Genomic DNA, 13107 nt, shown 5'->3' with positions numbered 1-13107 from the left:
AAGGTAGTATGTATTTGTAAATAATTTTCACAGGAGAAAATAAAATGAAAATTAATTCGATAAGTGCCCTCGCTTTAAGTAAAATCAAGCCGAAAATGACTATTTCTCTTGGCGGCGGAAGCAATGTATTTAAGTTAGCTCAAGCTATTGCACAGCATAACTTAGACATCACATTATATTCTCCATCCGAACTTACTCGCTTTAGGTGCAAAGAACTCGGATTAGAGCTTCTTCCTTCTACTGCAGCAACCAAAATCGATATTGCTTTTGATGGTTGTGATAGTATTGATAAGAATTTTAATGTTCTAAAAAGTTTGGGTGGAATTCATCTTTTTGAAAAACAGGCAGCACAAATTGCCAAACAGTTTATCCTACTCTTACCCAGTGAAAGGATACAACCGATTCTGAATCCTAAAATTCCACTTTGTCTTGAAGTGGCACTGCCTTGTGTTAATCAAATACAGAAGTATTTAAGCAGTTTACATTTAACTAGTAAGATTCGACAAGATAGTTCAGTAGCTGCATTTGCCCGTACGCCTTTGGGCAACTACTTAATCGATGTTTTTAACGAAGATTGGCACAATATCACTGAACTTAATCGTCAACTTTGTTTACAAAATGGCGTAGTTAGTTCTTCACTATTTGAAAACTTAGCTACTTCATTAATTACCGAAAAAGATGGAAAAATTATTGAACTTAAGAGAGGTAATGATCATGAAAAAATTTAATTGGGGAATTATTGGTACTGGCTGGATTGCACATGATATGGCTGATGCTTTGAACAAAGTCAACGGCGAAATTTATGCTGCCGCAAATCCAAATGAAGAAGCACTCCGTGCCTTTGTCCAAGAAAAACATGTACAGCATGCTTTCACTAATCCTGATGAAATGATTAAGGATCCTAGCATTGATATCATCTATATTGCTACCCCACACACTTTCCACTACGACTACATCAAAAAGGCCCTCAATGCCGGCAAGCATGTCTTTTGCGAAAAGGCAATTACCGTCAATGCGCGGCAATTTGATGAAGTGGCTCAATTAGCCAAAGAGAAACAACTAATCTTAATGGAAGGCTTTACCCTTTATCACATGCCAATCTACCAAAAGATGCAAGATATGATTAAGACCGGCAAATTTGGCGATATTAAAATGATCCAAATTAATTTTGGTTCACTGAAGGAATACGACCCGCAGAATCGCTTCTTTAATAAGGATCTCGCTGGTGGTGCATTGCTGGATATTGGCGGCTACGCAACTGCTTTTGCTATTAGTTTCATGGATGAATATCCTGAAAGTATCAATACCACGGTAAAATTCTTTGAAACTGGTGTTGACGAAGAAAGTGGCATTATTTTGAAAAATTCGAAAGGTCAAATGGCAGTAATGTCATTATCGATGCGGGCCAAGCAGCCTAAGCGCGGACTGGTTTCGGGCACCAAAGGTTATTTCGAAATCAATCAATATCCTCGCGGCACTGAAGCTGATATTACTTACACCCAGAGTGCTCATGAGGAAAGCTATGATAAGGTTACTGCTGGAGAGGCTGACCAAGCACTTGAATATGAAGTCACTGATTTTCAAAAGTATATTGAACAAGGTCATGACGAAGGCGAATTAGAAAAATCTCGCATGATCGCCCATATTTTAACCAGTATTAGAACTGCCTGGGGCATGACTTATCCATTTGATAACGAGGAATAATTAGTTGGATTTCAAAAGGGATCGATACATAACATCGGTCCCTTTTATTTGCACTTATTGCTTATTTTCTGCGACATATTTTTCTAGTCGTTTCAAGCCTTCTTTGATCTGATCCATCGACGTTGCGTAAGACAAACGAATATATCCTGCTCCACCTTTAGCAAAAAATGAGCCCGCAATTACAGCAACATGCCCCTTTTCAGCCAGGTCATAAATAAACTTGGTATCATCTTGTTCCAAGCCTGCTGGAATTTTGGCAAAAATGTAGAAGGCACCTTTAGGCTTAACGCATTCAAAGCCTAACTTGGTTAATCCTTCATAAAGCACATCACGCCGCTTTTGGAATTCTTTCTTCATCGGCTGTGCATCGTTCATTCCATTGCCTAGTGCTTCTTCAGCTGCATCCTGCATTGGCGTTGGTTCCGTCGTTGTGATTGCTTGGTGAATCTTAGCCAGTTGATCCAAAATCGGCTTAGGCGCAGCTACCACACCGATTCTATAGCCAGTCATTGCCCAAGCTTTTGACACGCCATTCATTAAAACAACTTGATCATGTAAAGTCTTTTCCATCGAAGCATGTGGCTGATCATAATTAAGCTCACTATAAATTTCATCACAAAGAACAAAAACCGGCTTATCTCGAACAACATCTGCTAAGGCATCAAGTTCATCTTGTGAATACATCACACCTGTTGGATTGGTAGGATAATTCATGACAAGCGCCTTAACGCGATCACCATACTTGTCCAATGCTGCCTGCAATTTTTGCGGCGTTAATTTGAAATCATCAGCTGAAGTATCAAGCTGTACCACTTCAGCTCCCATCGATTGTGCATCCCCAATGTACAGTGGGAAAATCGGCGTTGGTACTAAAACTACATCGCCCGGATTAATGACTGCAGTTAAAAAATCATATATAGATTCCGTAACCCCGTTCGTAATCAAAATTTCATCAGCAGCATATTTTTGATCATATTTTTCCGCTAAAAACTTTGCTGCAGCTTGACGCAATCCCGGTGTACCATTAGACGGTGCATAGTGGGAATGATTGTTAGCGATGCTTTCTTGGGCAGCTTTTTTAATATGCTCAGGCGTATTAAAATCTGGCTCACCCACCGTAAACTTGACAATATTTGGTATCTTACTGGTATAAGCAGCAAAAGCTAAAATCTGGCCTGGCTTTTGTTCAACTAATCCCTTTTTCATATGCTTTGTTAAGTCAACCATACTAGTCACCTCATAATGTAAATAAGAGCAAAATCAAAGTTAGCTTAAATATAAGCACTTATTCGTTTCTTGTCAAAGCATTTTCAATTTTAAATACAAAAAAGATCAAGCTCACCGCTTGATCTCACCTATTGGGTTAGCTGGATTCGAACCAGCGCATGATGGTACCAAAAACCATTGCCTTACCACTTGGCTATAACCCAATCTTCAAACCTTTTACTTGATTGGTTCTATTTGAATGACCTCTCGATCACCCAACAGATATTAGTATAGGGGAATGAAGAAAAAATAGCAAGAAAAAATTCAAAAAAGTTTTGTTTTTTTCAAAATACCTACATTTGCTCGAAGGATACTGAATCTTTCTTTTATGAATTATAAAATTAATTTGTTTTTTTACATTATAATCGTAAACATTATTATTACGATTATAATAATCATGCCCATTATGTTTACGATTATAACTTTTGTGACTTCTTAACCTTATTCATTAATTCAAAGTCGTTGGTAAAAATTCCAGCTACACCAAGTTTAAAGTACCTTTTTGCTATGCTTACTTTATCTACTGTCCAAATTCTTTGCGTAACTTTGCTAGGTAAATACCAATGCGGATGGATCGCTGCAAAATGATTCTTAGCCGCAAACTGTTCAGGAAACGGCACCGGCCATTTGGTTAAAAAGCAATATTGTTGGTGGGGATCAATTCGCTGGCAATTTTTTAAGGTTTGATAATTGAAGGAAGAGAAAATAATGGGATGCACAAAATGGTATTCTTGTGCTAACGCTAAAACGATGGCTTCAATCCCCTCATCATGAATCTTGTTAGTCTTAAATTCCAAGTTAACATACAAATCCTGTCCCTGAAGAATTTCAAATAATTCACTTAACATCGGTACCGGTTCACCGTTAGCTAAACGAAATCGCCTGATTTCACTTAAGGTATAGTCCTTAATGTAACCCGTGCCATTAGTTGTGCGGTCAATTTTTTCATCATGCATTACTACTGGCACCTTGTCTTTAGTTAAATGCACATCAAATTCCACGCCTTCTGCGCCATGCTCTACCGCATATTTAAATCCTTGCAAAGAATTCTCCGCAAATTTCACCGGCAGTCCTCTATGAGCAAATACAATTGTCTGACCCATTTTTCACCTATAAAAAAATACCGCTCTCGCGGCATCCCTTCTCTAACTTAATCTAATACGATTGCACCTTGAGTTGCTAAAGTATCACGTACAAGATCCTTAACATCTCTTCTAGCCACCATTCCATCAGTATTTTCAATGTATTCAACATATTGTGGTGACTTGATATGAGCGTCATAAGCCTTGTCATCAAAGTAAACTTCAACGAAGTACCATTCGTTTTCGTTCTTCTTATTGACTCCAGACATCATAATTTCCATGCCTGGTTCAGCAGCCATGCTGGTGGTCATTTCTTTCTTAACTTCATGTGCAAACTTTTCTGCATCTTCTGGTTTAACTTCAACTTTAACTAAGCGCATTACAAAATGATCCGCGTTATCATTCAAAGCATCATGAGCCTTTGTGGTAATAACTTCGGGCTTTAATTCGATTACTTCTTTGTCTGTGGAAATCTTGTCGATGGTTTCCGCAAAATTGTCGGCATGATCTGCTGCAATGTGCAAATCTTCTGCCAAGCTGTTACGGAACAATTCAATCTCATAGTTGTCTTCACCATGAGCATCGTCATGTGCGCTTCCAATTAACAAAGTTCCTTCTTCAGCTGGAATTGAGTTGTGCATGTTATTTTCAACTTCACGGATATATTCACCGCGATCGTTTTCCTTGATATTTAATTTAGTAATTCTAAAAATTGGTGTTTCATCCATTTTTCTTGCCTCATACTATAATCTTTCCACACCTATCATTATAAACTAATGCAGAAAAATAAAAGCCCCTATTCACCAGTTATTTGATCAATTTTAACCGCTTTAGCTGGCCATTCAGTCCGTACATATTCTAATGTACTGCCTTCATTGCTAGTTAGCTGCACAAAAGAACAATTGGGCAGACCTAAAAATTCACGATGGTTAGTTTTTTCATTAATGTATTGCGACAAACTATCGCCATGACCAACAACTAAAATATTATCGCCATCTTGTGCATCTCGCATGATCAAGTTAATCCCGCGCTCCATTCGCTCAACTACCTCATGATTATCTTCCACGCGAAATTTACCCAAACGATGCAGCGGCCAAAGTAGCACATTGCGTGCCTCAAAAGCGCCATAGCTTTTCTCTTTTAATTCCTTTAATCGAACATACTCCATCTCAGGCCCAGCAATAATCTCTAAAGTATCACTTGCCCTTTCTTGGGGTGAGCAATATGCTCTAGCAAAATTAATTCTCTGATCTTGAAAATAATCCCGTACGGCTTCCGCCTGCTTAATGCCTAATGGTGTTAGCGCTGAATCACAGCTTCCCTGCATGCGGTGTCCTTTATTAAACCAAGTTTGACCATGTCTGACTAAATATAAATTAATTGCCATTTCGTCTTACTTTAAACCCTCTGCTGGCCACACGTATGAATCAAAATGGATCTTTTTACCATCAACTGTTAGCTTCACGATTGAAGCATTGCCAAAACCGCCAAAGTTCTTATTCTCGGTAGCATCGCGCACAAACTTAGCTAAAATATCACCATGTCCTACAACTAAAGCAGTTTGACCATCCTCTAAGCCGCTTAAAATCTCGACTACCGCACGGTGCATTCTAGCAACAACGTCTTCGTCTTTTTCCATAGTTGGGTCTACGTTAGGATTATTATAATTCCAAGGCAATAAGAACTCATCACGACCTTCAAAAATGCCATAACATTTTTCTCGCAGGTCTTTTAAACGCGTATAAGGCATTTGATGATCAGTAATAATTTCCAAAGTATCGCAAGCACGCTCTTGGGTTGATGAAAAAGCTTTGTCAAAATGAATACCCTGCTTTTTAAAATAATCGCGGGCCATTTCAACCTGGCGGATGCCTCTTTCATTCAATGGTGAATCACAACGTCCCTGAACTTTATGGTAATAGTTAAAATAAGTTTGTCCATGGCGGACTAAATATAAAGTTTTTGTCATATTTTCCTCGCTAAATCGTTTTTCCTTTATCTTATCAAAAAAGCACGCGTCGTGCGTGCTTTCATATTTTTTTCGTTAAATTTTGAAGTTCTTGTTGTATTCACTCGAATTTACAACAAAACTTGGCACACTAATGAAGTGCATTGAGTAAATATTGCCAGTCTTGGAAATGCTAAAGCCATAATAATTGTAGTCCCCATCATGACGTGAGCCCTGTGTATTAAATAAATCACCGGCATGCTCCCATTCGCGGTAAAGGCTCTTATCATTACGCTGATTTTCCCCAGCTCCTGCAAAGCCAAAGATCATTTGCTTCAAGCCAAAGTAAATATTCCGCTTCATTTCAGCCATAGACATAATCTTCTTATTAGTAGAAAAACCAGCCATATCTTCGACATAATTATCGTTTAATTCTAAGCCATGTTTTTTGCAAGCCCGTACAATTCCGGCAACATAGTGATCGCCATCTTTGATACTCTTGCCATTTTGCTCGTATTCTTGCGCAATTGAATTAGCTAAGGACTCTACTCCAGAACTATAAACCCACGGCTTCAAACCTAATTGACTACGAGCACTATTAATTAGGCGCAAAGAGAATTCTGCCAGTTCTTTTTGCTCACTAGCGGAAAGATCAGCAGGATTAATCATCTTTTGATCGGCTTTGCTTTCACCTGAGCTAACACGTGAAAAGTTGTTTTGCTCCATTCCTTTCATGCAAGCCTGAATAAAACTAGCACTTGGCTTCCCCTTATATGCTTGCAATAAACTAGCTTTCGTATAGCCGCTCGGCATCTTCATTGTAGCTGTTACATAATTCTGCGTTGCAGCAGTCTTTTTAACGAGTTTGGCATTTTTAGCTAATAACCATTGAGAGTTATTTCCAATCTTATAAGCCAAATATTTTTTCTTGCCCAGCTTTAAATACTTTTTAGCAGAATAAGAATACTCTCTTTTAGCTACAGCATAATACTTAGACTTCTTGCCCTTATTTGTATAAAGTCTAACTTTCTTAGTTCCTTTAACCTGAACTTTTCCCTTAACTGCTGCTTGAACCGTTTGTGGTGTCGTTTCGTGTATTACACTAGCCGTCCCCATCAGGCAAACACTAGTCAACAAAGTCACAATTAATTTTTGCTTCATAGCTGTTCCACTTTCTGTATGTTTTGATTATTAATATTTGTTATTTAAATTATATCGTATCTATTTAATTAAAAAAATCAAAAAGAGACACACTATCATTTTGACAGCATGCCTCCTTTAAGTTAGTTTGATTTTATTTAGTTTTGAAAAGAGGTTTATTTTTAGTACCAGCCGTTTGCTTGCCAGAATGCCTTAGCAGCAGTCCATGAGCCATAACGACCTTTGACATAGTTATCAGCTACTCGCTCTTGGTTAGCTGCTGAATAGTCACCATTCAAGTATGAAGCTGAAAGTTGGTATTTACCAACGTATTGACCATTTGAAGCACCGTATGAGCCACCAGATTCTCTACCGGCAATCCATTCCTTAGCACTAGCTTCTGAACCACTTACAGTTGAAGTAGTAGTTTGAGTGTTAGTGTTATTTGCTACAGTAGTAGTTGCTGCAGAATTAGTATTTTCAGTTTGAGTTTGGTGTTGTACTGGAGCTTGGGTCACAGCAGCTTGAGTGTGGTAGCCGCGAGTTACATACTTAGCACGAACCCATTGGTTCTTGCCTAAGTCATACCACTTGTGACCTTTGGCATCGTAAGCAGTCTTAATTACTTTCCATGAGGTGTTGCTTGCCAAAGTTTGGCCAGTAGCCTCTGGATTCTTGTAGCTGTTGTAAACAGTGATTGCGTTGTCTGAAACGTTCTTAACTGTTACAACATCTGTATCGTTTTCTACAATAGCAGCTTGAGCAGTATTAGTGTTGTTATTAGCTGCTACTAAACCTGTAACTGATAAAGCAGTTACTGCAATTGACTTAACTAAGATAGATTTAATTTTCAAAAAAATTCTCTCCTTAAAATTTTAAAAGTCATAAGTAACGAATTTTCACCTTATTCGTCCGTCTCATTCAATTGACACAGCATATACTACCTTGCTTAAATTGCAGAACTATAACAGGAATATCACCTGCAGATTAAGAAACTATTGCAAATTATGACAAAATTGTAACAATTGTAATATTTATGTAAATTTATTTAGATGATACAAAACCGCATCAGATCGCCATTTAACGCGATTTTTAATTTTTATTTGCTATGTGCAAAAGCTTGTTCGCATTTAATATATTGAAACACTTTTGCAAAACGAAAAAAGAAAGAGTTTCCTCTTTCTTTTTTAATTCTCACAAATTTTTTATTAATTTATTCTATTATTCTGCCTTATCCTCTTCTATAAGTTGACGTTTATTAAGTGCCACAATAAATGGCAGGTAAATCAAAATGTCTAAGATAATATTGATTACTTGCAACATTGAGCCCGCAATACTGCCTGTTGCCAAAAAACCTGAAATAATTGGCGGCATTGTCCAAGGAATTACAGTCCCATTACATAATGGAACTAAGCCTAGGTTCATTGCACAATAAGTGGTAATCGCATTTACCATTGGCGCAATCATAAGCTGAAAAGCTCTTAGCTACAGCAGGTGGCACAGTAGCTGGCATTTTAATTTGGATATTATGATTAATAAACCATTGGAAAATCCATGCACTTAGGAGACCAAAGATAATAGCTACAAATAATCCTCTACTACCTAAGTAAGTGTAAGGGAAGCCTTCAACTGGAACTTTATCTCCACTCATAATACTTGGCGTCAAAATGAAGAATACAGATGCAGAAACAATTCCGGCAGAAACACCATCTGTCTTATATTGATTAGCATAACTCCAAGCAATTCCAAAAGCTGCAATTAAGCCCATGATCCCAAAGGAGCCATTAGTAATCTTGGCTAAAATCTGTGCCAGGCTTATACCATGAACAGCAGTTTTTGATAGCCAATCAGACCAATCGGCAACTGGAAATGAATTAATGATCATGAATAATGATCCTACAACAATTAACGGCATAGCCATAGCGATACCGTCACGAACAGCAATTAAAGGTTTAAAACTGCCTATTTTAGCTGCTACAGGCATAATGTGTTTGTTACCAAACGCATTCAAACCTCCGCTCGATTTACTATTAGCCATAATAATTCCCTGCTATGAAAAATATATGCAAATGTATTCCTTGATTTAGATTTGAATACATTTTGGACTTTCGTGCATTTTATTCTTCTTACCAACGTCTTCATCGGTTTTCCGATATTCCAACTTGGGAGTAATCGCATTGACCAACTCTTTTGGCTTCTTTATCGGACGTAGCCTCGCCCATAATCTTTATTTATAATGCTCTATTTAATTCGGGATGTTTTATCAAAATTGTTAAGTTGAGCATGGCGTTTTCGTCACGATCAACTTTTTTGTTATAGTTTGAACATGCTGGATTATAACAAATAAATTCGTTATGCTTAGTGCCGTGCTTTTTATTGCCATAAAGGGTGACCTTTTCATCGCCTTTTTTGACTAATCCGCAAACTGCACACCTTTGAGTTGAAGGATACAGTTTATTGGCTACGATTAGTTTCTTGCCATACCATTCACATTTATAAGATAAAACCTGCCTAAACTTGCCAAACATTGATCTGTGCATTCCTTTTGAGGCAACATGGCTCATCATCATCTTTTTGACATCTAAGTCTTCAATGACAATCGAATCATAATTATCAACCAGCATAGTGGTAAATTTTTGCATTAAGTCATTTTGGATATTTGAAGCACGCTGATAAGCCGCTTGAAGCTTGGTTTTCGTCTTCAAGTACTTTTTGCTTTGCATTGCTTGTTCTTTTCCATTGACTTCACGTTTTCTAGCTAACAGTCTTTGATAATGCTTTATTTTTTCATAAGTTTGCTCAAGTTTTTTAGGCAGGATGCTTTTATTTCCGCCAAGATAGTTGAAATGACCCACATTAAGATCAACTCCTGTTGCCTTTCCGGTATCAGCTTTCCTATCTATTTTTTGCTTTGGAATCTTATATGGGATAGACACAAAATAACGTCCATTTTCACGATAAAAGCTCATGACTCCAGTAGGATAATTCATTGGCTTTTCTGACAGAATAAGCGGCTCCCAATCTTTCTTTAAGCCTTGTGGCTTTTCCAAGAACAGCCGGCCATCAATCAGCTTGGCCTGATCGCTCTTAAAGCCTTGTCTGGGGGCACGTTTAGATTTAAAGTGAGGCTTGCCCCAATCAGGCTGAGCTTTATCGAAAAAGCTCTTCCAAGCTTTGCCCAAGTCTTGTACTGTTAGTTGAAGCAAGTGAGCAGAATAGGCAAACTGCCAATCTTCTTTTTCTTCAACCAGCCTGTCACGAACTAAGCGCCAATTAGGACTAGGATTTAAATGAACATCTTTTTGGATGATCTTTAGCTTGTTGCTTCTCTTATTCTTTTTAGGAGTGAAAGTAGTATAGCAGATCTTGTCATAGATTTGATGCGCTGAATACAAATCATTCCATAAAGCCAAAGCTTGATTCCAACAATATCTGCGGTAGTCGCAATTGCGGTCTAAGATATTTTTCATTGCTTTGCTTGCAAACACCTCATAGCTGCGGGTTTTAATATAATAATTAGACATAATTTCACCGCCTTTCTCTTTATTCATAGACCTATTTATTCTTTAAAGCAGGGTCGTCCTGTATTTTTTTCTTGTATCTTCTTAAGCCGTACAAGCGACAAGAAAAGACATGGATAATACTGATTAAATCGTCAACCATTTCTTTATCTGGCGAGGTATCTTCGTTGTTAAGCACAATTATCTTGCAATTATGCCAAGAGCAGAATTCTTGAAAGAACTTAAAGCCAAATCTGATAAACCGATCTTCATAAGTAACGTAGATTTCTTTAATTCTGTTTTGATCCACTTCCTTGATCAGCTTAAGCCATTTAGGACGCTTATAATTTAGACCTGAACCAATATCAGAAATAAATTCATCCGCAATAATACCTTTGGCATTAATAAACTGCCTTAAGAAGGCTATCTGATCCTGCAAATCATCTTTTTGACCATTAGAAGAAACTCTTGCATAGGCTACAGTTTTTCGATGATCAGCTTGGTCACGTCTAATACCTAAATAAGCGTCAAGCTCTGATTGATAGTAGAAACGTCTATTGTTTTCGGTTCTGTGCGCTTTTAGCTTGCCAGCACGATCCCAGCTTTGAAGGGTAAAAGGAGCTTTGCCAACATAAGCAGCAGCTTCTTTTAAATACATAATTCGATTAGAATAGTCAGTCATAAAAAATAATCTCACCGCCTTACGATGAGATTATATCACATATTAGAACACTATAGTAACATTTTATAATATATTTTCCTTGATTTGTTATTTATCTTCAATCTAAAAATAAGCTCGTGTTTCTTTGGTATATACCTATCTAATCAATAATATAATGAAAGCAATTTTATTACCACTATTTTCACAGAAATATTAATCTACCAAGAAAAATATTGCAGTTATGTCTGTAAGTGCTATAGTTTACATGTAATCATAAGAATAAAGTGAGGAAATGAAGTTATGGCTAAATACGAAGTAAAGTTAAGCGAAGAAGATTTACAAATGATCAAAGATTGTCATTCAAAGAACCCTTCAATCATGAAGGCTATGAACGAAGCCAAGAAAGTCGAAGATTAAGCAAATTTTGATCTCTAAATCGAAAAAAGGCGTCCGCAAGGGATGCCTTTTTTATTGGTTTTCAAATCTTGTACCGTGAGGATGCTTCCAGTTATAAACACGGACTATTTTACCCATGCCATCTAGCACTACAACATTTCCATCATTATGTGGATAAATCAATGGATCAGAATGTGAACCACCGTCAGTAAAAATTCTTGCTGGCTCACCTGGGTATTGCACTGTTCTAACGATACAATCATCAATTGATAGCCGCCTCATTTGTCGACCATCATCATATTTTCCTTCTAAAGCAGCTGTTGGCGTATGACCAGTCACAATTGTTTTGCCCGTTTTGTTATGAGCCATCATTTTCAATAAGGAATCGAAATACCAATACTTATCTCGTGCCCAAATACGGTAAAAATCATAGTCAAATTTCAAGCCATACTCTATCTCAGAGTAAGTTTCCGGATCATTATACTGTTCATCTGGCCGCACACCCGCATGAACAAAAATCAAGTGTGGCGTTTCATACATAATAGGACAGCCTTTTAGAAAGCGATAATACTCACTATCACGCAACTCATCAGGCAAAACTGTACTGCCAAACAGACTAACTAGGCTCTTGCCACCACCGTTATAAAACCAAATGCCATCTTGATGTTCCTGCTTCTCCGCAAAATTGAGTAACATTTGCTCATGGTTACCCAGTAGTACGATTGCTCCTTCGCTTTTTTGTTCAATTAAATAATCCAATACTTCCTTCACATGCTCGCGGCTATCAACATAGTCACCGCCCGCAACTAATTGTGCTTCTGGAAAATCTGCTGTTGCCTGCTTGATTAAGTCTAAGGTTTCTAAGTTGCCATGAATATCAGAAATGAAGATATAGTTCTCCTTCACTCGATCATCCAACAGCGTTCGATTGATAATTTTTTTCATTTCATACTACCCCATGGGCTAAATTAAACTAACATTCTTTTCTTAATTATAGCAGATGTACACTGGTTCTTTTTCTATGCAATCCTAAAATTAACCTCCGGCAAAAAAAGGCTACAATAGATATGAAAAGAAGTGATTGCAATGTTTAATGAAGAAAATGCAATTGATGCCAAGAACTTACACGTTGATTCTTTCAAATATCAATCAACTGAAGACATGCCATCTGATGCTTATTCTAGCTGGGAAGAAAAACATCCAAACGCCAGGGTATTCAAGCTTGAATTTCGCAACATCGGCGAAAGCAATGAATGGCAGGAAATGATCATTATCTACACTGAATAAATAAAAAGTGGAAGAACTCCAAGCCTAGTGTGTTTCTTCCACCTTTTTACTTATTTTGATTTTCTTTTGGTTCAGTATAAATTCTTGTGTAAATAGAAATTAGATAACAAAAAAAGAAGGGTT

13 protein-coding genes, 1 tRNA gene and 1 pseudogene are annotated in these 13107 nt (G+C 37.4%); 3 read left to right on the top strand and 12 right to left on the bottom strand.

Translation table 11 applies throughout. The features are described 5' to 3' along the window. Nucleotides 1–44 precede the first annotated feature (44 nt). Nucleotides 45–728 (top strand): ribose-5-phosphate isomerase A, encoded by a 684-nt coding sequence (locus CP363_RS06110; RefSeq protein WP_098036006.1) that lies wholly within the window; start codon nt 45–47, stop codon nt 726–728. Continuing rightward, entirely contained in the window at nt 715–1704 is a 990-nt protein-coding gene (locus tag CP363_RS06105; RefSeq protein WP_098036005.1) for a Gfo/Idh/MocA family protein, read from the top strand. The genes CP363_RS06110 and CP363_RS06105 overlap by 14 nt, the downstream gene beginning before the upstream one ends. Before the next feature lie 54 nt (nt 1705–1758). On the opposite strand, the gene CP363_RS06100 is transcribed toward CP363_RS06105, so the two are convergent. From CP363_RS06100 to CP363_RS06040, 12 genes and pseudogenes are all read right to left on the bottom strand, one after another. Then, nucleotides 1759–2931: an aminotransferase class I/II-fold pyridoxal phosphate-dependent enzyme gene (locus CP363_RS06100; RefSeq protein ID WP_089143502.1), complete on the bottom strand. Its 1173-nt coding sequence runs from the start codon at nt 2929–2931 to the stop codon at nt 1759–1761. 131 nt (nt 2932–3062) lie between these two features. Further along, nucleotides 3063–3134 (bottom strand) — tRNA-Gln (locus tag CP363_RS06095). A 252-nt stretch (nt 3135–3386) separates the two neighbouring features. Then, nucleotides 3387–4073, bottom strand: coding sequence for a glycerophosphodiester phosphodiesterase family protein (locus tag CP363_RS06090; protein WP_057726149.1), 687 nt, complete (start codon nt 4071–4073; stop codon nt 3387–3389). A gap of 47 nt (nt 4074–4120) precedes the next feature. After that, a complete protein-coding gene (locus CP363_RS06085) occupies nt 4121–4780 on the bottom strand; it encodes a putative quinol monooxygenase (protein WP_098036004.1) in 660 nt (219 codons plus the stop codon). A 68-nt stretch (nt 4781–4848) separates the two neighbouring features. Further along, nucleotides 4849–5439 (bottom strand): histidine phosphatase family protein, encoded by a 591-nt coding sequence (locus CP363_RS06080; RefSeq protein WP_098036003.1) that lies wholly within the window; start codon nt 5437–5439, stop codon nt 4849–4851. A 6-nt stretch (nt 5440–5445) separates the two neighbouring features. Then, nucleotides 5446–6021 (bottom strand): histidine phosphatase family protein, encoded by a 576-nt coding sequence (locus CP363_RS06075; RefSeq protein ID WP_005720898.1) that lies wholly within the window; start codon nt 6019–6021, stop codon nt 5446–5448. Between the two features lie 75 nt (nt 6022–6096). Then, on the bottom strand, nt 6097–7161 hold the full coding sequence (locus CP363_RS06070; RefSeq protein ID WP_089143386.1) for an SEC10/PgrA surface exclusion domain-containing protein: 1065 nt from the start codon (nt 7159–7161) through the stop codon (nt 6097–6099). 161 nt (nt 7162–7322) lie between these two features. After that, nucleotides 7323–7994, bottom strand: coding sequence for an SLAP domain-containing protein (locus CP363_RS06065; RefSeq protein WP_005724342.1), 672 nt, complete (start codon nt 7992–7994; stop codon nt 7323–7325). 367 nt (nt 7995–8361) lie between these two features. Beyond that, a pseudogene (locus CP363_RS06060) lies at nt 8362–9178 on the bottom strand (PTS transporter subunit EIIC). Between the two features lie 193 nt (nt 9179–9371). Beyond that, nucleotides 9372–10691, bottom strand: coding sequence for an RNA-guided endonuclease TnpB family protein (locus CP363_RS06055; protein ID WP_089143388.1), 1320 nt, complete (start codon nt 10689–10691; stop codon nt 9372–9374). Nucleotides 10692–10695: 4 nt separating this feature from the next. After that, nucleotides 10696–11322, bottom strand: coding sequence for an IS607 family transposase (locus CP363_RS06050; RefSeq protein WP_013085924.1), 627 nt, complete (start codon nt 11320–11322; stop codon nt 10696–10698). 447 nt (nt 11323–11769) lie between these two features. Continuing rightward, nucleotides 11770–12642 (bottom strand): metallophosphoesterase family protein, encoded by an 873-nt coding sequence (locus CP363_RS06040; protein ID WP_098036002.1) that lies wholly within the window; start codon nt 12640–12642, stop codon nt 11770–11772. Between the two features lie 141 nt (nt 12643–12783). Here CP363_RS06040 and CP363_RS06035 point away from each other — a divergent pair, with 141 nt between their 5' ends. Next, nucleotides 12784–12984, top strand: a complete 201-nt coding sequence (locus CP363_RS06035; protein ID WP_013085922.1) for a hypothetical protein — start codon at nt 12784–12786, stop codon at nt 12982–12984. The last annotated feature ends 123 nt before the right edge of the window (nt 12985–13107 follow it).

It is taken from the genome of Lactobacillus sp. UMNPBX12 (assembly GCF_002553955.1).
Classification (GTDB): Bacteria; Bacillota; Bacilli; order Lactobacillales; family Lactobacillaceae; genus Lactobacillus; species Lactobacillus crispatus.
Note: the sequence above shows the minus strand (reverse complement) of the source record. Positions and strands in the feature narration are given on the sequence as shown.